The organism is Cupriavidus plantarum (genome assembly GCF_905397285.1).
GTDB lineage: Bacteria > Pseudomonadota > Gammaproteobacteria > Burkholderiales > Burkholderiaceae > Cupriavidus > Cupriavidus plantarum.
On the sequence record NZ_CAJPUX010000002.1, the window covers coordinates 1,134,193 to 1,153,732 of the forward strand.

Consider the following 19,540-nt stretch of genomic DNA (forward strand, 5'->3'; position numbering starts at 1 on the left):
AATATGTTCGAACATATTTAATAGCGAATAAGTTCGAACATATACCAGTTCCCGCCCGATTACCAGACCACACGCCATGACCTACACCATTCCCGCCGCCAGCACCGTCGTCGACTCCGCCTTGTTCCGCGATGCCTTCGGCACGAAGAAGATGCGCGAGATTTTCTCCGACGGCGCACTCGTCCAGCGCTATCTCGACGTGGAGATCGCGCTGGCCAGGGCCGAGGCCCGTGTCGGCGTGATCCCGGCGGAGGCCGCCGATGCCATCGCGCGTGCGTCGCGCATCGACCGGATCGACTTCGATCACATGCGCGAGGAAACCGACATTGTCGGGTATCCGATCCTGCCGCTGGTGCACCAGATGGTGAAAATGTGCGGGGAGGCGGGCCGCTACGTGCACTGGGGCGCGACCACGCAGGACATCATGGACACCGCTGTGGCGCTGCAGGTGCGCGACGCGCTCGACAGCGTCGCCGCGGACATTCGCGAGCTGCGCGGGATCCTGGCCGACCTCAGCATCAAGCATCGCGACACGCCGATGGCGGGCCGTACCCACCTCCAGCAGGCGCTGCCGGTGACCTTCGGCTACAAGACGGCCATCTGGCTCGCAATGTTCGATCGTCATCAGCAGCGGATCGCGGAACTGCGTCCGCGCGTGGCCGTGGTGGAGTTCGCCGGCGCGGCCGGCACGCTCGCGTCGCTCGGCGACAAGGGCTTCGAGGTGCAGCGCGCGCTGGCGCAAGAACTGGACCTCGGCGTGCCCGCGACCACCTGGCACGTGGCGCGCGACGGCTTCGCGGAGGCAGTGAACCTGCTGGCCCTCGTCACGGGCTCGCTCGGCAAGATCGCGCTGGACATCATGATCATGGCGTCGACAGAGTTCGCCGAGGTCTACGAACCGTTCGTCAAGGGCCGGGGCGCCAGCAGCACCATGCCGCAGAAGCGCAACCCGATCTCGAGCGAACTGATGCTCGCCGCATCCAAGGCCGTGCGGCAGCACGCCGGTCTGATGGTCGACGCGATGGTGCAGGACTTCGAGCGCGCCACGGGACCGTGGCATGCCGAATGGATCGCGATTCCCGAAAGTTTCATCCTCACGTCCGGCGCGCTGCATCAGGCGAAGTTCGCGCTTGGCGGCCTCATCGTGGATACCGCGCGCATGGCGCATAACCTCGGCATCTCGAAGGGGCTCATCGTCGCGGAAGCCGTGATGATGCGCATGGCCCCGCACATCGGCCGCCAGCAGGCACACGACGTGGTCTACGACGCTTGCCGCACGGTCAACGAACAGGGCGGCACGCTGGCCGAAGCGCTGCTCGCGCTCCCCGAGGTCACGAAGCATTTCGATCGCGCGGCGATCGAGCAGATGGTCGATCCCGCGAACTATCTGGGCCTTTCGCCGCAGATGGTGGACCGCGCCATCGCGCTATCGAAGGAAGTGGCCTGAGCGGACGCCGCTCCGGATGAAGTACCCGTTGAAGGAAACACAGATGCACAGTACAGCCTCCCAACCTCCCACCGTCACCAAGCCAGCGCGGCTGCCCTGGTATCGCCGTCTGGGCATGCAGGTGCTGGTCTCGCTGATCCTCGGTATCGCGGTGGGGTTCGCCTTTCCGCAGTTCGCGGCCAAGCTCAAGCTGCTTGGGGACATGTTCCTCTCGCTGATCAAGGCTGGCGTGGCGCCGCTGGTGTTCCTCACCATCGTCCATGGCATTGCGTCCGCCGGCGATGTCCGCAGCGCGGGGCGCGTGGGCTGGCGTTCGATCCTGTATTTCGAGGTGGTGTCCACCGTCGCGCTGATCCTCGGCATGGTCGCCGGCAATGTGCTCGAGATCGGCAAGGGCATGGCCAGCGTGGGCGCCGCGTCGGCGGCGCCGGTGGCCAAGGCCGCGGCGCCGCAGGGTTTCCTGGAGTTCATGGCGCATATCGTGCCGGACAACTTCGTCGGCGCGTTTGCGAAGGGTGAACTGCTTCAGGTCGTCGTGCTGGCCGTGATGGTCGGCATCGGCATCCTCGCGATTCCCGAGACCCGCCGCGTCAGGATCAACGAGGGCCTCGACAACATCTCCGAGGTGCTGTTCTCCTTCATCAACCTCGTGATGAAGCTCGCGCCGATCGGCACATTCGGCGCGGTCGCGTACTCGGTCGGGAGCAACGGCACGGCGGTGCTGCTCGCGCTGGCCGAGTTCGTGCTGAGCTTCTACGCCGTGGTCATCGTCTTCATTCTCGGCGCGCTCGGTCTGGTCGCGCGGCTCGCGGGCTTCAGCCTGTGGCGCTTTCTGCGGTACATCAAGGACGAGATCCTGATCGTGCTCGGCACGGCGTCGTCGGAGAGCGCGCTGCCGCGGCTGCTCATCAAGCTCCAGCGGCTGGGCTGCGCCAAGCAGACCGTCGGGCTGGTGCTGCCCACGGGCTATGCGTTCAACCTCGACGGCACGTCGATCTTTATGGCGATGGGCGTGATGTTCATCTCCCATGCCTATGGCGTGCCGCTGTCGCTCGACCATCAGATCGGCATCCTGCTGCTGATGCTGCTGACGTCGAAGGGCGCGGCCACGGTGTCGGGCGGCTCGTTTGTCGTCTTCGCGGCGACCGTGAGCTCGACCGGCATCCTGCCCGTGGAAGGGCTTGCCGTGATCTTTGGCGTGTATCGCTTCCTGTCGATGGCGATTTCCACCTGCAACACCATCGGCAACAGCGTGGCCACCGTGGTCGTCGCCAAGTGGTCGGGCACGTTCGACGCCGAGCGCGCCCGCCGGCATCTGTACCCCGAGTTGTATCCGGACGCCGCGGCCGCGGATGCGGCGCTGGACGACGGCAGCCTGCTGGAAGAAGACATCGACGACAGCCGGGCCCATGCGGCCGGCATTCAGGTCAAGCGCGCGTAAGACGCACTGGCCGCAGCCCATAGACACCGCCGAGGAGACAACCCATGCATCCCATCGCCACCCCTGCACGTTTTTTTGGCGCCATGGTCGCCACCGCCACCCTCACCGCCACCATCATGGCAAGCGGCAACGCCCATGCCCAGTCGTACCCGACCAAGCCCATTACGTGGATCGTTCCCTTCGCGGCCGGCGGTCCCACGGATGCGCTCGCACGCAGCATCGCCGAACGCGTCTCGCGCGAGGTCGGGCAGTCGATCGTCATCGACAACTCGCCGGGCGCCGGCGGCACGGTCGGCACGACGAAAGCGGCGCGCGCGGCCAACGACGGCTATACCATGCTGGTCGGCCATATGGGCTACATGGGCGCCGCGCCCGCGCTGTACAAGAAGCTGTCCTATGACCCGGTGAAGGACTTCGCGCCGGTGTTCCGCTTCCCCGATACGCCAATGGTGCTGATGGTGCGCAAGGACCATCCGGCGAAGGACGTGAAGGCGTTCGTCGAATACGGCAGGCAGAATCCGGGCAAGCTGAACCTCAGCAATGCGGGAATGGGGTCCACATCCCACCTGATCGCGGCGATGTTCGCGTCGGCGGCGGGCATGAAGGTGTCGCTGGTGCCATACAAGGGCGCGGGCCCCGCGCTGATCGACGTCATCGGCGGACAGGTCGATGGCATGTTCGACCAGACCAACACGGCCTTGCCGCAGATCACCGAGTCCAAGGTCCGCGCGCTCGCGGTCACGTCGTCCACGCGGGTGGCCCAGCTGAAGGACGTGCCAACCCTGGCGGAAACCGTCGTCCCAGGGTTCGAGGCGGCCACGTGGTACGGCATCTACGCGCCGAAGGGCACGCCGCAGGCGGCCATCGACAAGATGCAGGCCGCCTACCTGAAGGTGATGAGCGACAAGTCATTCACGGACCGGCTGACGGCGCAGGCCATCCAGACACTGCCCGCCGAGAAATACACGGCCGCGGCGCTGGGCAGGCATACGGAATCGGAAGTCGCCCGCTGGAAGGTGCTGGCCGCAAAGGCCAATATCTCGCTGGATTGATAGCCGGGTTCGAGCGCTATCTGGCGGCGCGCGCCTTGCGCGCGCGATGGTCCTGCAGTTGTACGAGCGCCCGGTCGGTCTGCGCCAGCCGGATCTCGCTGGATGCAAACGCAGCGAGGGCCTCGAGCGCCTTCTTCTGATCCGCATCGAGCCATCGCGGCGCGTAATCCATCACGCAGATCGACCCCAGCGCGTAGCCCTCGGGGTCCCGCACCGGCGCGCCCGCATAGAACCGGAAATGCGGCGCGCCCGCGACCGCCGGATTCGAAGCAAAGGCCAGATGCGTCGAAAGGTCGTTCACCACGAACACTTCCCGCTGCAGGACCGTGTGGTTGCAGAAGGCCCAGCTGCGCGGGGATTCGGTCATCTCCAGGCCGTGCCGCGATTTGAACCACTGCCGCGTGGGGGTCAGTACCGTCATCAAGGCGACCGGTGCGGACAGCGTTTGCGCGGCCAGCCACGTAATGCGGTCATAGGCCGTCTCTGGCGCCGTATCCACCAGACCGGACCGTTCCACCGCGAGCAGCCGCCGTGCTTCGTCCGCGGCCACGGGGTAGGCGCCTTCAGCATCGACAGCCGATGTCGTCTCGCCAGCGGGCGTTTCCGGCGTCAACGCTGGCCGCTCCCGCGCGATCAATGCCTGCACTTCCGCACGGAACACGCGCCGATGCCCGCCGGGCGTCTTCCATGACGTCAGCGTGCCGCCCTCGATCAGCAATTGCGCGGTGCGGACCGAGATGCCGAGCATTCTCGCGACCTGCGTGGTGGTCAGAACCGTGTCTTCCATGTGATGCATGCGTATTGCGTGTCGGTCGGTAGTGTACCGGCGCCGGCGTGTTCCCGTCGGCGTCGGCATCCCACCGTGCGTTCCGATAAAATCAATCATACAAAATTGATACTTTCGATGGAATTGAATTTAGACTTCGGGTCATCGTGAACCGCGCAAAAAGGAGTGGAGATGGTCCCGAGTGAAGCGTTGGCCTTTGATTTCATCGTCTGCGGCGCCGGCACGGCCGGCTCGGTCGTAGCCGGGCGGCTGGCCGAAAATCCCGAGGTGCGTGTGCTGCTCATCGAAGCGGGGGGCAGCGACGACGTGCCCGAGGTGGCGAATCCCTCGCAATGGCCCATGAACCTCGGGAGCGTGCGCGACTGGAATTTCTCCGCTCAGCCGAATTCGCACCTCAATGGGCGTTCCATTCCCCTGAACATGGGCAAGGTGCTCGGCGGCGGGTCGAGCGTCAACGTGATGGTGTGGGCGCGGGGCCATCGCAATGACTGGGAAGACTTCGCGGCGGAGACCGGCGATCCGGGCTGGGGGTACGAGTCGGTGCTCAAGATCTACCGGCGCGTGGAAAATTACCAGGGCACGCCGGACCCCGCCCGGCGCGGTATGGACGGCCCGGTGCACGTCACGCCCGCGCGCCAGCCGCAGCCCGTCGCCCAGGCCATGGTGGATGCCGCGCGCGACCTCGGCATCCCGAGCTTCGACAATCCGAACGGATCGATGATGGAAGGGCGGGGCGGCGCCGCGATCAACGACCTGATCGTGCGCGACGGCAAACGGTCGTCGATCTATCGCGCCTATGTGCATCCGAGAATCGGCCAGCCCAACCTCACGGTGCTGCCCAACACGCTGGTGTCCCGGCTGGTGCTGCGCGGCACCACGGTCATTGGCGTGGAAGCCGTCCGCAACGGCGAGCGCTGCGTGTTCCATGCGAACCGGGAAGTCATCCTCTCGATGGGTACCGTCAACACGCCCAAGGTGCTGATGCAATCCGGCATCGGCGACGAGAACGAACTACGGCGGCATCGCGTGCCCGTGGTACAGCATCTGCCTGGCGTCGGGGCGAACCATCAGGACCATGTGTCGTTCGGCGTGATCTTCGAATACCCCACGCCGCAGGCGATTGGTTACGGCGGTTCGGAAGCCACGCTGTACTGGTCGAGCGATGCGGGCATGCATCTGCCCGACATGTTCCACTGCCAGGTCGAATTCCCGGTGCCGAGCGCGGAAACCATGGCGCTCGACGTCCCGCTGCACGGCTGGACGATGTTTGCCGGCCTCGCCCACCCGAAGAGCCGGGGCAGCGTGCGGCTCTCGGGTGCCGATGTGCGCGATGTGCCGATCATCGAGGCCAACACGCTGTCCCATCCGGACGACATGAAGACCGCGCTGGCCAATATCGAACTGGTTCGCGCGCTCGGCGCCCGCCCGGCGTTCCAGGGCCTGGTCACGCGCGAGGCGCTGCCGGGCAAGCGTCACGGCAAGGAACTGGAGGAATACGTGCGCAATGCCGCGGTCACGTACTGGCATCAGTCGTCCACGGCCAAGATGGGGCGCGATGCGATGTCGGTCGTCGACGGCCGCCTGAAGGTCTACGGCATCGAAGGCCTGCGCATTGCGGACGCTTCGGTGATGCCGCATGTCACCAGCGGCAACACGATGGCGCCCTGCGTCATCATCGGCGAACGCGCGGCAGAGCAGATCCGCGCCGCATACGGGATCTAGCGCGGCGACGTTGGGCAGGTGACCGACATGCGCCGGCCGATGGCCGCATCCAGCGCATAGACGCCACCGCCGCGCGCGGCCATATACAGCGCGAGGCATCCCATCAACACCGGAAACTCGATGCCGCGATCGATCCACGGCCACGTGGGACCCAGCGCATAGCTGATGGCCGCCATCTCGAGCGCCACGAGACCGGCAATCCATCGCGTGCCGAGCCCCAGCAACAGCATCAGCGCGCCGGCCGTTTCCAGCAGCATGACGAGAAATGCGAACTCCGGCGCGAACGGCAACCCCATCACGTCCCGGATCAGCCGGACCGACCCCGCCATGGGGTCGGCCATCGACCCATGCGAAGTGCCCAAAGCCTTGGGCAGCCCGTGTGTGAACAGCACCACACCAAAGACCGCGCGGAGCAGGGCATACAGGAGAGGTTCATGGCGCGCGAGGCTTGGCATTGGGATCGAGCGAGGTCGTTAGAGGCAAGAACCATTGTTGACGGTAACGGCGCGCCGATAAACCGGTGAAATCTGTCAGGTGCTTCCGGGAATCGCCAACAATCCATGCGTGCATCCAGGCTTCCCATCCAGGCTTCCCATCCAGGCTTTCGTTAACGGCCGCGATCAGCGGCATGGTCACGGCAGGCCCTCTTTCACGGGAATTAATGTGAATTGTCCGAAGCCGGGTCATACGGTATCTACACGACAACGGATCGCTGGGGGATTGCCATGACGCGCCGCTTGCTGACAACACTGCTAACGGGGGTGGCGCTGGCCGCCGCCGACACCGCGCTGGCCGCGCCGGCCGCATGCCCCAAGCCGGCACGCGCGGGCGCCGCGCAGGCCGTGCCGGTCATCCACTACCGCACCGCGTCGATCGACGGCGTCAACGTGTTCTACCGCGAGGCAGGCCCCGCGAATGGGCCCGTGGTGCTCCTGCTGCATGGCTTCCCGACGTCGTCGCACATGTTCCGCAATCTCATTCCCCTGCTGGCCGACCGGTACCGCGTGATCGCCCCCGATTACCCGGGCTTCGGTCAAAGCGGCATGCCGGACCGCGCGGCGTTCACCTACAGCTTCGCGCACTACGCCGACATCATCGACAAGCTCACGGTCATGTTGCGGGCGCCCCGATACAGCATGTACGTCATGGACTATGGCGCGCCCGTCGGCTACCGACTCGCCATCGCCCACCCCGAGCGCGTGCAGGCGCTGATCGTGCAGAACGGCAACGCGTACACCGAGGGACTCGGCGCCTTCTGGGATCCGATCAAGGCGTACTGGGCGGAGGACACGCCCGCCCGCCGGGATGCACTGGCCGGTCTGGTCACGCTGGAGACGACGAAGTTCCAGTACACCGACGGCATGAGCGACCTGTCCCGCATCAGCCCAGACAACTGGACCATCGATCAGGCGCTACTGGACCGGCCAGGCAATCGGGACATCCAGCTGGACCTGTTCCGCGACTACGGCACCAACGTACCGCTCTACCCGAAATTCCAGGCCTTCTTCCGCGAACGCAAACCCCCGACGTTGATCGTCTGGGGCAAGAACGACAAGATCTTCCCCGAGTCGGGCGCCCACCCATACAAGCGCGATCTGCCGGATGCGGAGATGCACCTGTTCGATACCGGGCACTTCGCGCTGGAAGACAAGCTCGACGTCATGGCCCCGACGATCCGTGGGTTCCTCGACCGGAAGCTCTGCAAGTAGCGGCAGGCTGGCGGTGAAATCGGTAGACTCGCGGGGTGCATGCCTCTCTACCTGACACGACACCGCCATGAAAAAAATCGGCTTCCTTTCCTTTGGCCATTGGGGCAATAGCCCAAGCTCCCGGACGCGGTCGGCAGGCGACGTGCTGCTGCAGTCGATCGAACTGGCGGTGGCGGCCGAGGAGGTGGGGGCGGATGGGGCGTTCTTTCGGGTTCACCACTTCGCCCAGCAACTCTCGTCACCGTTTCCATTGCTCGCGGCGGTCGCCGCGCGAACGCACAGAATCGAGATCGGCACGGGCGTCATCGACATGCGTTACGAGAATCCGCTCTACATGGCGGAGGAGGCCGGCGCCGTCGACCTGATCTCGGGCGGGCGGCTGCAGCTCGGCATCAGCCGCGGATCCGGCGAGCAGGTGGTCGATGGCTGGCGGTACTTCGGGTACGCGCCCAGTGAGGGCGAGACGCATGCCGATCTGGCGCGCGACCATACGGAAGCGTTCTACGAGGTCATCCGGGGCAAGGGCTTCGCGCAGCCGGCCCCTCGGCCGATGTTCGCCAACCCGCCCGGGCTGTTGCGCGTGGAGCCGCACTCGGAAGGCTTGCGCGACCGGATCTGGTGGGGGTCGGGCTCCGACGCCACCGCGCAATGGGCCGCACGATTGGGCATGAACCTGCAGACTTCCACGCTGAAGAACGACGAATCGGGTTTGCCGCTCCACGTCCAGCAGGCCGCGCAGATCCGGGCGTATCGGGAAGCGTGGAAGGAGGCGGGACACACACGGGAGCCGCGCGTCTCGGTCACCCGCAGCATCTTCGCGCTCGTGAACGATCAGGACCGCGCGTATTTCGGCCGTGGAACGCAAGCCTCCGACACGGTCGGCTTTCTCGATGACGACGTCCAGAAGATCTTCGGCCGTAACTACGTCGGCGAGCCCGATGCCCTCATCGAGCAATTGTCGAAAGACGAGGCGATCGCGGCGGCGGATACGCTGCTGCTGACGATTCCCAATCAGCTCGGCGTCGACTATTGCGCCCACGTGCTCGAGGCCATCCTCAAGCACGTCGCGCCCGGACTGGGGTGGCGCTAAATGCGATGCGTCAGCGCGGCAGCGAACGCAGCCAGTTCAGCCACGACTGATCCTCGATCTCGTAGGTACCCCGCGATTCCTTCCAAAGAATCTCGCGCTCCCGCAACGCGTCGATGGCGTTCTGCACCGTCGCGTTGTTCACCGTCGCGCCAGCGGGCAGATAGGTTCGATAGGCCCGCATCGCGGCCTCACCGAATGGCGAGAACTGGCCTTCCTTTAGCGCCATCGCGCGGATGACCGCCTGCTGCAACGGCGACAGCGACGCGAATTCGCTTTCGACCTCGCTCCAAAGGCGTTCCTGCACCAGCCCCGCATCGTCCCGCAGCCGCTGACTGAGATAGGGCGACTCGTTGGCGATGGCGATCGTCGAGGTCAGATGGCGCAGCAGTTCGGGGCGGTGGCCGACCATCTCGAACGCTTCGTAAACGGCATCCGGCTCGAATTGGTTGCCGGACGCCAGCGCCGTATTCACGCTCGCGGTGTACTCGTCCGTGAACTTGCGATCCAGCAAAGGGAAGGGCGTCACCAGCGAGCCGAAGAACGGCATGCGGGCGTTCATGACGAGATGCGCAAGCTTGTCGCGACTGGAGCCCGTGAACACGAGCATCAGGTCGGGGGCTTTGCCCGAAGCATTCATCGCATCGCGCGCGGCCTTCAGGCCGAACATCGCTTCAAGACCTTTATCGGTCGTGAGCGCGTGCTGCGCCTCATCCACGATCAGCATGACCGGGCGTTTGGCGGCCTTGTGCAGGGCAGTGAGGGCCTGAGTCAACGTCACGCCCGCCGGCAACCCCGTGGTCGTCAGGTCCAGCCCCAGCGTGCCCATGACGGTGACCTTCGTCAGCCCCACCGCCTTCGCCGCCTTGCCGACGATGCCCGCGTACTCCGCAAGCTTTTGCTTGATGGCATCGGCAATGAGCTCCCCTGGGTCATGCGCCTTGTTCGACCAAAGGTCCACATAAACCGTCGTCCAACCCCGCGCCTCCGCGGCAGGCACGAGGTCCTCCCGCAGAAACGTCGATTTCCCCACCCGACGGGGCGCCGCCAGAAACAACCCGGAGCGGGCATCGAGCAGGCTATCGCCACTGAGGGCCGCACAAAAACTAGCCGCGAGCTCGGGGCGGCGGAACGTATAACGCGTCGAAGCAGGGGTAGGCTGTGTCATCGCAAGAACCGGCCATTTATCGCAAATTATTGTATTCCGATAAATTATCGCCGTCAAATAATTCACGATAAATGCGCCATGCGTCACCCCAAGATAGCCTGACCGTACCAGAAGTCGTATGCTCCCCGTGCTAACAGGTCCTCGCCCCGATCGGCCCCATCCGCCCATCCCTCTTCACCTGCCAAAAAATGCCCACCACGCCCATCCCCCAACCCGTCTGCAACCCCATTACCCGTTCCGCCATCTTTCTCGTCGCGACGATCAACGAGGGGAGTGAGCATGTCGACACGGTAAAGGCGCTGTGCGGCGATCTGGCCGCGCTGGTGCGATCGGTGGGCAAGCGCGTGCCGCAGGCCTACCTGTCATGTGTCTGCGGCTTCGGTTCGGACGCGTGGGACAGGCTGTTCGGCGCGCCACGTCCGGCCGAGCTGCATCCGTTCCGCGAGTTCGGCGAAGGCAAGCGCCATGCGATCGCCACGCCGGGCGATATGCTCCTCCACATCCGCGCGGACCAGATGGACGTCTGCTTCGAGTTCGCGACGCAGGTCATGAAGCGCCTGGGCGCCGCCGTCACGGTGGTGGACGAGGTCCATGGGTTTCGATATTTCGACATGCGCAGCATGGTCGGTTTCGTCGACGGCACCGAGAACCCGGAGGACCACGAGATGGCCGGGTTCACGATCATCGGCGACGAGGACCCGGAGTTCGCCGGGGGCAGCTATGTCATCGCGCAGAAATACCTGCACGACATGGCGGCGTGGAACGACCTGACCGTGGAGGCCCAGGAACGCGTCATCGGCCGCACGAAGCTGGACGACATCGAACTCGACGACGCCGTCAAACCGTCCAACTCGCACAGCGCGCTGACGACGATCGAGAAAGACGGCAAGGAGATCAAGATCCTCCGCGACAACATGCCCTTCGGCCAGCCGGGCAAGGGCGAGTTCGGCACGTTCTTCATCGGCTACGCCCGTTCGCCCACATCCATCGAAGAGATGCTCGAAAACATGTTCGTCGGCAAACCACCGGGAAACTACGACCGCCTGCTGGATTTCAGTCAGGCGGTAACCGGCGGGCTGTTTTTCGTGCCGTCGGCGGGGTTCCTGGAGGGGGCGGGAGGGTGAGTAGAACCAGTCGGACCAGACGACGCTGGTGAGCGACTGCGCATGCAAGGTTATCTGAAGGACTTCCTCGTCGGCGCAGCAATTGGAGTCGACGAAGCGTGATCACCAACGGCATCTGGATCCGAATTGGTCGCGTCCCTGCACTGTCCCCTAAATGCGCGCCGCCATCGGTACACGGAAGCGCAACGTGCTCCCGTGTCCGATCCGCGACGACGCGTCGAGCGTCCCGCCGTGGGCTTCCATGATGGAGCGGCAGATGGCGAGCCCCATCCCCATGCCGGTGCCTTTCGTCGTGAAGAAGGGATCGAACATGCAGCCTAGGGTGGCCGCGTCGATGCCGCCTCCGCGGTCGGTGACTTCCACGTTGACGTAGCCCCCTTCGACTCCCGATGAGACCGTGAGCTCACGCGAGGCGAGCGGCGTGTCGGCCATGGCTTCGAGGGCATTTGTGATGAGGTTGAGTACGACCTGCTGCAACTGGATGCCATCGCCGACCACCGTCTTGCCCGACGTCGACAGGGCGAGGGTCAGCCTGACTTGCCGCTCTTCGATCTCCCGCCGCATGAGTTCCAGCACACTGACCACGACCTCGTTGATCCCGAGCGGGGCAAGGGAGGCGGGCGCCTGCTTGGCGAGGGATCGAAGCGCGTGGACGATTTCGGCGGTACGTCCCGCGGCATTCGCGATCTGGTCGAAGGCGGCCATGGCCTCGGGGATGTCAGGATGCTCCCGCGCCAGCCATCGACGTCCCGCGCCGCTGCAATTGACGATGGCGGCGAGGGGCTGGTTGATTTCGTGCGCGATGGAAGCCGCCATACCGCCCATGACCGTCAGATGGGCGGTCCGCGCGAGGTCCTCCCTGGCCTTCACCAATGCCGCCTCGGTTTCCGCGCGCCGTTCGTTCTCATCGACCAGTTCCCGGTACAGGCGCGCGGCAGCAAGCGAATTGGCCGCCTGCTGGCCGAGCATCTCGACGAAAGCCGCGCGGTCCTTGGTAAAGGCACCCGCGGCGAGATGGTTCTCCAGGTACAGCGCCCCGACGATCTCGCCTTGCCGCAGCAGCGGCACGCAGATGGCCGAACGCGTCCCTCGGCGGTTGCGTGTGTCCTCGACGATGGGGTCAACCAACGCGGCAGCGTCCGCCAATGCGACGAGCCTGCGGCCACGAATCGCTTTCCCGAGCATGTCGAGCGGAAGCCGTGCCTCGGTCGGGGCGGCGCGCGATGCCTCGACGAGGACTTTCCCAAGCACCACCGTGCCGATGGCTTCGACGATCGGCTCTCCGCCCTTCATCAGCAGCAGTACGCCGTATTGCGCGCCGGCTTGCACGAGCATCGTCTCCACGACTCTTTCGACGAGTTTATCGAGCGATATCTCCTCCGATAACGCCTGAACTGCCCGCATACCCGCCTGCAAATCGATCCCCATGCCATGTCTCCGGTGCAACACGCCAGCCGCCCACTCATCATCGTCTCGACGCATCTGCCCGCCGTGCATGGTCAAGCGCTGCACCTTGGCATGCGCGCCCCATGCGCCATAGCAATAGCGCGCCCGGCTCATGTAATCCCTCGCCGCATCGGCCCCGCGTTGCGATCGTCGATGCGTCGCCGCGAACTCCCATGCGATCGCCTGTACCATGAGTTGTCCGCTGGCATGCGCGGCGGAGGCGGCATCGAAATAGAGACGCGCCGCCGCCTCGTCGTTCCCCCGGAGCCGCGCCAGCTCGGCGCCGATCAGCATCGCCTTGCCGCCGGCGCCGGGAAAAGCACGGCCCCAGCGTTCGAGATTGTCCCGCCGCGCTTCGATGTCGGCGAAGACCGCTGGCGCCACATCCGACGGGTGGCCTCCCGACGGCGCCGATCTCAGCGCGGCAATCGCCCCGAAAAACGTGACGCTTGGCCGGGTATGTTCCGGCGCGGCCGCAGCCAACGCCTCTGCCGCGCGGAGTCGCCGCGCGGCAGCCGGTGCGTCGTCATCGAAGAATGCCGCCAATCCCGCGTAAAGATGCTGGAAGAACTGCGCTTGCCTGAATCGCAGCGGCAGACGGCCTTCGGCCTCGACGTCCGTGGATTGCCAGACAGGAATCGCTTCGCGCGGGGGCGTCTCGTGCCGAAGCCCGCGCACCAGCCGCAACTGCGACGCAACGATGATCTCGGTCGCCCGATCCCGCGTCCGCCGGGCGGCCTCGATGGCGAGCCGTGCTTCCGCGTGAACGCGGCCCAGATGCTCCCCATCGGCGATGCGATGCGCGATCCGATCCGCAAGCAGGTTCGCGACCCGATGGTCCTGCCCTGAGAGACGTTGCGGTCCGATCAGCGCATGGTCTTCCAAGGCAGGGCATCCAGCCGATAGAGGCGGACAGGGCGCCTGACACGATCCTCCCCGCCGTTGAACAACCCAATGCGGTCCAGCTGAGGAACGGGAAGGTACAGGCGTCCGCGGCTATCGAACGCCGGTGCGTCGACCCAATGCAACCGCGAATCGACGATGACGGTTTGCGTATCACCCTCCGGAGATATTCGGATCAGCGCATTCGAGGCAAGATCGGAGTAGACGATGTTTCCGGAAGGGTCCATGACCGAGCCGCCCATTGGCGGCAGATCGCGCCAGGGGAGCACCTTGCCTGCCAGTTGGTCCGCGCTCATCGCCGGATCGTCGAGCCAGCGCGTTTCGATCCTGGACCATGGACCCTCGAGCGGCCCGAAGTAAAGCCACCGGCCATCCGCGCTGACTTCGAGCGGATCGGCGTGAACCCGCAGCGGGCCGCCATCCGCACCCAGCAGGACGCGTCCATCGATGATGATGGGCCGATCCGCCGGCGCGGTCGTGGCCCGCGCGCCGTCCAGCACGCGTCGCGTGGAACCGGTGCGGATATCAAGCACGATGAGCCCCGGGTCGCCAGCATCGGTCAGATAGGCATGCTCGCCGTGGAACCGGATATCGTCGATATAGCTGTGGGTCCGCGCCACGTCCGGGCCGAGTGGAATCACGCGGACGACCCGCCCGGACCCGAGATCGACGACGACCAGCTTGGCCGCGCGCGGCAACACCGTGCCGCCGAAGCCGCTCACGCCTGTATCGACGATCCACAATTGTCCCTTGCCGTCGCGACGCAGGGCATTGACATTGACGAACCGGGTCTCGGTGGGATCGGATGGGCCGTCGGCATTCCATGCGGCATCGGGGAACGGCATGAGCGTCCCATCGCTCGCCACGCTCGCCACGGATGGCCCCCTGGAGCCGGTCCAGCGAGGGCCCGCGACGTAGATGCGGTCGTCGTCATCGACGGCCACCGCGTTCCAGATCATGCTGTCGCTCTCGGCGACGACCTCGAGGACGGGGGCGGCCCAGCTCGCCGTCGTCATGGCGCATGCCATCGTCAGCGCCAACAACACCAACCGTTTCCGTATCATTGTCTTCCGATCCTCATTCGGGGAGGGCTTCGCGGCGAAAACGGCCGGGCGTGATCGCCGTGATCCGCCGGAACTGTTTGATGAAATGCGAGGCATCGCTGAAGCCGCAGCGATGTCCGATCTCCGCGATGCTCAGCGTGCGGAGCGCGGGACTCGCCAGCATGGCTCTGGCCGACTCGATGCGTGTTTGCATCAGGCATTGCGACATCGACGTGCCCAGCGTTGCCAGATGGCGGTGAAGGGTGCGGATCGACATGCCAAGGTCCGTGGCGATATCGGCGGCGGCAAGTCCGCCCTCTCGATGCCTGTCGCGAATGCAGTGAAGGATCTTCTGCATGGGCTCGGGCGGGCGTCGCACCGGCATCTCGCCTGGCGGATTAAGCGCACGCGCGACCAGCGCGCCAAGTTCGTCCGCAAGCATGGCGCCATCGACTGGCGAGGCATACGGGAAATCCACCAGCATCTGGGCCACGAATGCGCATAATACCCGCGACCATCCCCTCGAAGCGTCCATCGGCACCCCGACGTGATCGTCCACCGAGAGGAGCCATCGGTGTGCCCAGGAAGCCGGCAACTCCACGAAGAACCCGCAGGTATCCGCGGGGAGATGCATGACGTGTTCGCGCGCGGAACTTAGCAGCACGGCATCATCGGCGAGCAGATTCACACTGCCTGTCCGGGTCCGTACCGTCCAGGGACCGCATGTCGAGGTGACGAGGTAAAAGCGCTCGCGCAGATCCGCCGCGATAACGTGGCGGCTTCTCCGAACCGTTCGGTCGGCACTGGCCTGCGTCCTGCTGATGGCCAGCGGACCAAGTCCGCCCGACATCAGCGTCGCGCGAAATCCCTCCGATTGCGCAATCTCTATCTCGCACCTTGCGAGCGAGTGGCCGATCGCATCGATCCAGTATGCGCTCCTCAGGTGAGGTTCGACATCATCCGTGGACCATCGCTGGATCGATGTGTTCAGCTCGACCATCTTCGTTTCCGCTCTCGAACGCCGTCAGAAGCCTTCAAGCACCAGCTTTCCCAACGCCTTGTTGCTCTCGATGACCGCGTGCGCGCGACGCAGGTTCTCTGCATTGATGCTGCCGAGGTGTTCGCCCACCGTCGTCCTCAATACGCCTTCATCGATCATCGTTGCCACACGGTCCAGCAGTGCGTGCTGGCGAATCATGTCCGGCGTGCGATACATCGAGCGGGTGAACATGAACTCCCAATGCAAGGATATCGACTTCCGCTTGAGCGGCATCGCGTCCAGCGTCGCGGGGTCGTCGATCAGCGCCAGTTGTCCTTCCGGCTTGAGCAGCTCGACGATCTGCCGGTAGTACGTATCCGTGTGCGTAAGGCTGATGACGTGGTCCGCGGCGGCAATGCCCACCGATGCCAGTTGCGGAAGCAGCGGCGCGCCATGGTCGATGACATGGTGTGCGCCGAGCTCGCGCACCCATGCCTGGCTCTCTGCCCGCGAGGCGGTCCCCACGATCTTGAGGTCCGTCAGCTTGCGCGCAAGCTGTACGAGAATCGAACCGACGCCGCCACCGGCGCCGATCACCAGCAGGGTCTGCCCACTGCCGCCACCTTCCGCGATGCCGAGCCGGTCGAACAGTAGCTCCCACGCGGTGATCGTCGTCAGCGGCAGTGCGGCGGCCTGGGATGCCGTCAGGGACCGGGGGCGTCGGGCGGCCAGCCGCTCGTCCACAAGGCCGTACTCGGCATAAGAGCCTGGTCTTGTAATGTCGCCCGCGTACCAGACCTCATCGCCGACCGCGAACATGTTCACTTCCGCGCCGACGGCTTCCACGACACCCACGGCATCCCATCCCAGCACGCGAGGCACTTCGGGCTAAACGCCGAGGCGAAGCTTGCTATCGACCGGATTGACCGCGATGGCCTGGATCCTCACGAGAAGATCTCGCGCTCCGGGCGTGGGGACGGGGAGCTCCGCTTCGTATAGCGCGGTCGGATCGACAATGGGTAATCCCGCCTTGGCGTAGACAATGGCCTTCATGCTTCTTCCTGATGGGTTGGGACGAGACCAGCCCACGCCCTCGCGTTCGCTACGAACACGGGCGCGCTGGCCGACATTGGATATAGTGCAGCAATCGGTGCGGGTTCGAAACGACATTTATGATGCGGAATTCGGACATGCAGCGATGCCGTCAGCATTTCACCGGCACGATGCCGATGGCCTGCGATGCCCGCACCAGATCGGGCAGGGAAGGGGTGTGCATTTTCCGCATGACCGAGGCACGATGAATCTTCACCGTGACCTCGCTGATGCCTAGGTCGGCCGCGATCCGTTTGTTGAGCGCGCCCGCCACCACGCGCACGAGCACTTCGCGCTCGCGCGTGGTGAGCGTGTTGAACGTGCTCATGGCCGTCTCGCGCGCACGGGCGTCCTCGCGCCGTTTGACATCGAGACTGAGCGCGCCCATGACCGCATCGATGACCTGCTGCTCGGCCATGGGTTTCGTCAGGAAATCGACGGCGCCCGCCTTCATCGCGGTGACGCAGGCATGCACGTCCGTGTGGCCGCTCATGAAAATGATCGGCATCTGGAGGGCGTGACGCTCACGGTGCTGGAACATCAGGCCGCTCTCGCCTCTGAGCCTCACGTCCAGCAGCACACAGCCCGGCGCATCTTCGATGACTTCCGGGTGGAAGTCCTCGGTGCTCTCGAATGCACGAATGCGAAGCCCTACGGAGCGGAGAAGCAGATCGAGCGATGCAAGCATCAGCGGGTCGTCGTCGATGATGTAGACGATCGGCAACGCGCTCTCGGCAGTCGAACTGTGTGTCATGGCAAGGTATGAATTGCAAACGCCGGGCCATCATAAGTGCGATGCGGCATGCCGGATGGTCTCGTTGTGCCGAAGTCATGGTCGGATTCGGCCAACCCCCGGCGCATGGGCGCCAGACTTGTGCATTTTGGAAACGGTGGGCGGCTTTGCGACACGCCGGACCGCAGCGCGCGTGCGGCGCCGTCAGTTCAGCGCGGTGCACCTCAGACGCGGCGGCTCGAATAAACCGAAATGGCGAGATCGATGCCTAGTTCGCCAAGCTGCTTGAGCCGCTTCGCGTCCACCGACCCCGATGCGGCGCCCGCGGCGTACCAGATGACCGACAGCTCGATTTCGCCGCCGCGCTTCCGGAGCTGGCGGAGCGATTGCCGATGCGGCGCGAGATCGCTGCACACTGCGGCCACCGCGTCCTGCAGATCCATGTCACGAAAGTCGAGGGGCACGACACAGAATCCGTTGCCGTGCGGAGGGTCCATCGGCACACCGCACGGCAGGAGATTGGCATCGCGGCAGAGCGCGTTCAGGTCGACATGTTGGCTATAGAGCCGTAGCGAGGCTTCGAACGTTCGCAAGCGTGCCTCCGCGAGCAGGTTGATCGGACATTGATCGCACGGGCAAGTCGAAGCATGCGCTGCGTATGCTGGTGTTCTTGCGGGTCTTATCGGGATCTGTTCGCGCAGCTTAGCAACAAGCGCTAGCCGCAGCAATTTGCGGTCGCGCGGAAAGTGCCCTGTGTTTGTGCCTGCGGCGGGCTTCGCTTGCCCAACTTCGGCGCATCCGGCGGCTGTGCGGATCGTCGTACGCGACCGTCGACGAGACGAGACAGGGCCGCGCGCCGACACATCCTCATTCGGCGTTGCTCACCATAACGATGCATTTCAACGCGCCCGCTCGCGCGTTGAGAAAATTTGCATCGTCGTGTTCATGTCTTTCAATTTGCGCATTGGCATCTCTCCGTAATGATGAGGGCATACGCAACTCACCAAGGCGGCCACATGAACACGCTCCTCAGCCTCAAGGGCATCAAGAAATCTTTCCAGTCGAAAGGACGTTCCGTCGACGTACTCGGTGGCCTGACGTTCGACGTCAACGAGCAGGACTTCGTCAGCATCATCGGTCCGAGCGGATGCGGGAAGACCACCGTCTTCAATATCATCGCGGGCCTGATCGATCCGGACACGGGCGAGATCAGTTACCGTGGCCAGCAGGTGACCGGACTCCGCGGAAAGGTCGGGTACATGATGCAGCGCGACCTGCTGTTTCCCTGGCGCACGGTGCTGGAGAACGTGATGCTCGCGCCCGAACTGCAGAACCTGCCGCTGCGTGAGGCGCGCGAGAACGCGATGGAGTACCTCAATACGTTCGGCCTCGCGGGCTTCGAGAAGGCGTACCCCAAGACGCTGTCGGGCGGCATGCGCCAGCGTGTCGCGCTCATCCGAACGCTGATCTCCGACCCCGATGTGTTGCTGCTCGACGAACCGTTCTCGGCGCTCGACTACCAGACGCGCCTGTATCTGGAAAGCGTGCTGCTGGACGCGGTGGACACGTTCAAGAAGACGGTGATCCTTGTCACGCACGATATCGATGAGGCCGTGGCGCTGTCGAAGCGCGTGGTCGTACTGGCGGGAAAGCCGTCGCACGTCAAGCACGTGTACGACATCGACATCAACGAGAAATCGCCGATCGGCGCGCGCAGCCACGCGAACTTCTCCGGCTACTTCCATCAGCTATGCGCGGAGCTGGATATCCAGACGCGCAAGCACTGATCCCCACACCCTCCAGGAAA

The 19,540-nt window shown here is 64.8% G+C and carries 18 protein-coding genes and 1 pseudogene; 9 read left to right on the plus strand and 10 right to left on the minus strand.

The window, feature by feature from the left end; all coding sequences use genetic code 11:
* The first annotated feature begins 76 nt into the window (after positions 1-76).
* From pcaB to KHP16_RS13840, 3 genes are read left to right on the plus strand one after another with little or no spacing between them, the layout of a single operon-like run.
* Entirely contained in the window at positions 77-1,447 is a 1,371-nt protein-coding gene (gene pcaB / locus KHP16_RS13830) for a 3-carboxy-cis,cis-muconate cycloisomerase (RefSeq protein ID WP_109584319.1), read from the plus strand.
* Positions 1,448-1,490: 43 nt separating this feature from the next.
* Positions 1,491-2,888 (plus strand): cation:dicarboxylate symporter family transporter, encoded by a 1,398-nt coding sequence (locus KHP16_RS13835; protein WP_211960419.1) that lies wholly within the window; start codon positions 1,491-1,493, stop codon positions 2,886-2,888.
* Positions 2,889-2,932: 44 nt separating this feature from the next.
* Positions 2,933-3,940: a tripartite tricarboxylate transporter substrate binding protein BugD gene (locus KHP16_RS13840; protein WP_415831079.1), complete on the plus strand. Its 1,008-nt coding sequence runs from the start codon at positions 2,933-2,935 to the stop codon at positions 3,938-3,940.
* A 16-nt stretch (positions 3,941-3,956) separates the two neighbouring features.
* Here the strand turns inward: KHP16_RS13840 and KHP16_RS13845 are convergent, their stop codons facing one another.
* Positions 3,957-4,727: a GAF domain-containing protein gene (locus tag KHP16_RS13845; RefSeq protein ID WP_211960420.1), complete on the minus strand. Its 771-nt coding sequence runs from the start codon at positions 4,725-4,727 to the stop codon at positions 3,957-3,959.
* 171 nt (positions 4,728-4,898) lie between these two features.
* On the opposite strand from KHP16_RS13845, the gene KHP16_RS13850 reads away from it, so the two are divergent.
* Positions 4,899-6,449, plus strand: coding sequence for a GMC family oxidoreductase (locus KHP16_RS13850; protein ID WP_179593619.1), 1,551 nt, complete (start codon positions 4,899-4,901; stop codon positions 6,447-6,449).
* Here the strand turns inward: KHP16_RS13850 and KHP16_RS13855 are convergent.
* Complete coding sequence (locus KHP16_RS13855) at positions 6,446-6,904, minus strand: DoxX family protein (protein WP_121492636.1); 459 nt, start codon at positions 6,902-6,904, stop codon at positions 6,446-6,448. The genes KHP16_RS13850 and KHP16_RS13855 overlap by 4 nt on opposite strands.
* On the minus strand, positions 6,882-7,085 hold the full coding sequence (locus KHP16_RS13860) for a hypothetical protein (protein WP_211960421.1): 204 nt from the start codon (positions 7,083-7,085) through the stop codon (positions 6,882-6,884). The genes KHP16_RS13855 and KHP16_RS13860 overlap by 23 nt, the downstream gene beginning before the upstream one ends.
* An 89-nt stretch (positions 7,086-7,174) precedes the next feature.
* Here KHP16_RS13860 and KHP16_RS13865 point away from each other — a divergent pair, with 89 nt between their 5' ends.
* Positions 7,175-8,158, plus strand: a complete 984-nt coding sequence (locus KHP16_RS13865) for an alpha/beta fold hydrolase (RefSeq protein WP_211960422.1) — start codon at positions 7,175-7,177, stop codon at positions 8,156-8,158.
* A 67-nt stretch (positions 8,159-8,225) separates the two neighbouring features.
* Entirely contained in the window at positions 8,226-9,248 is a 1,023-nt protein-coding gene (locus tag KHP16_RS13870) for an LLM class flavin-dependent oxidoreductase (protein ID WP_211960424.1), read from the plus strand.
* Between the two features lie 10 nt (positions 9,249-9,258).
* On the opposite strand, the gene KHP16_RS13875 is transcribed toward KHP16_RS13870, so the two are convergent.
* Entirely contained in the window at positions 9,259-10,500 is a 1,242-nt protein-coding gene (locus KHP16_RS13875; protein ID WP_244835794.1) for a Clp protease/crotonase-like domain-containing protein, read from the minus strand.
* A 101-nt stretch (positions 10,501-10,601) separates the two neighbouring features.
* Between KHP16_RS13875 and KHP16_RS13880 the strand changes: the two genes are divergently transcribed.
* A complete protein-coding gene (locus tag KHP16_RS13880; protein ID WP_211960426.1) occupies positions 10,602-11,537 on the plus strand; it encodes a Dyp-type peroxidase in 936 nt (311 codons plus the stop codon).
* Between the two features lie 150 nt (positions 11,538-11,687).
* On the opposite strand, the gene KHP16_RS13885 is transcribed toward KHP16_RS13880, so the two are convergent.
* Positions 11,688-13,529, minus strand: a complete 1,842-nt coding sequence (locus KHP16_RS13885) for an ATP-binding protein (RefSeq protein ID WP_211960427.1) — start codon at positions 13,527-13,529, stop codon at positions 11,688-11,690.
* 12 nt (positions 13,530-13,541) lie between these two features.
* Here KHP16_RS13885 and KHP16_RS13890 point away from each other — a divergent pair, with 12 nt between their 5' ends.
* Complete coding sequence (locus KHP16_RS13890) at positions 13,542-13,832, plus strand: hypothetical protein (RefSeq protein ID WP_211960429.1); 291 nt, start codon at positions 13,542-13,544, stop codon at positions 13,830-13,832.
* 17 nt (positions 13,833-13,849) lie between these two features.
* Here the strand turns inward: KHP16_RS13890 and KHP16_RS13895 are convergent, their stop codons facing one another.
* The 5 genes and pseudogenes from KHP16_RS13895 to KHP16_RS13915 all read right to left on the minus strand — a co-directional run bounded on the left by KHP16_RS13895 (position 13,850) and on the right by KHP16_RS13915 (position 18,326).
* Positions 13,850-14,902: an L-dopachrome tautomerase-related protein gene (locus KHP16_RS13895; RefSeq protein ID WP_211960430.1), complete on the minus strand. Its 1,053-nt coding sequence runs from the start codon at positions 14,900-14,902 to the stop codon at positions 13,850-13,852.
* A 61-nt stretch (positions 14,903-14,963) separates the two neighbouring features.
* Positions 14,964-15,929, minus strand: a complete 966-nt coding sequence (locus KHP16_RS13900; protein WP_211960431.1) for a helix-turn-helix transcriptional regulator — start codon at positions 15,927-15,929, stop codon at positions 14,964-14,966.
* Between the two features lie 24 nt (positions 15,930-15,953).
* Positions 15,954-16,961, minus strand: a pseudogene (locus tag KHP16_RS13905) (zinc-binding alcohol dehydrogenase family protein).
* A 151-nt stretch (positions 16,962-17,112) separates the two neighbouring features.
* On the minus strand, positions 17,113-17,754 hold the full coding sequence (locus tag KHP16_RS13910) for a response regulator transcription factor (RefSeq protein ID WP_211960432.1): 642 nt from the start codon (positions 17,752-17,754) through the stop codon (positions 17,113-17,115).
* 203 nt (positions 17,755-17,957) lie between these two features.
* A complete protein-coding gene (locus tag KHP16_RS13915) occupies positions 17,958-18,326 on the minus strand; it encodes a hypothetical protein (RefSeq protein WP_211960434.1) in 369 nt (122 codons plus the stop codon).
* Between the two features lie 423 nt (positions 18,327-18,749).
* Between KHP16_RS13915 and KHP16_RS13920 the strand changes: the two genes are divergently transcribed.
* On the plus strand, positions 18,750-19,520 hold the full coding sequence (locus KHP16_RS13920) for an ABC transporter ATP-binding protein (protein WP_109584309.1): 771 nt from the start codon (positions 18,750-18,752) through the stop codon (positions 19,518-19,520).
* Positions 19,521-19,540: the final 20 nt, after the last annotated feature.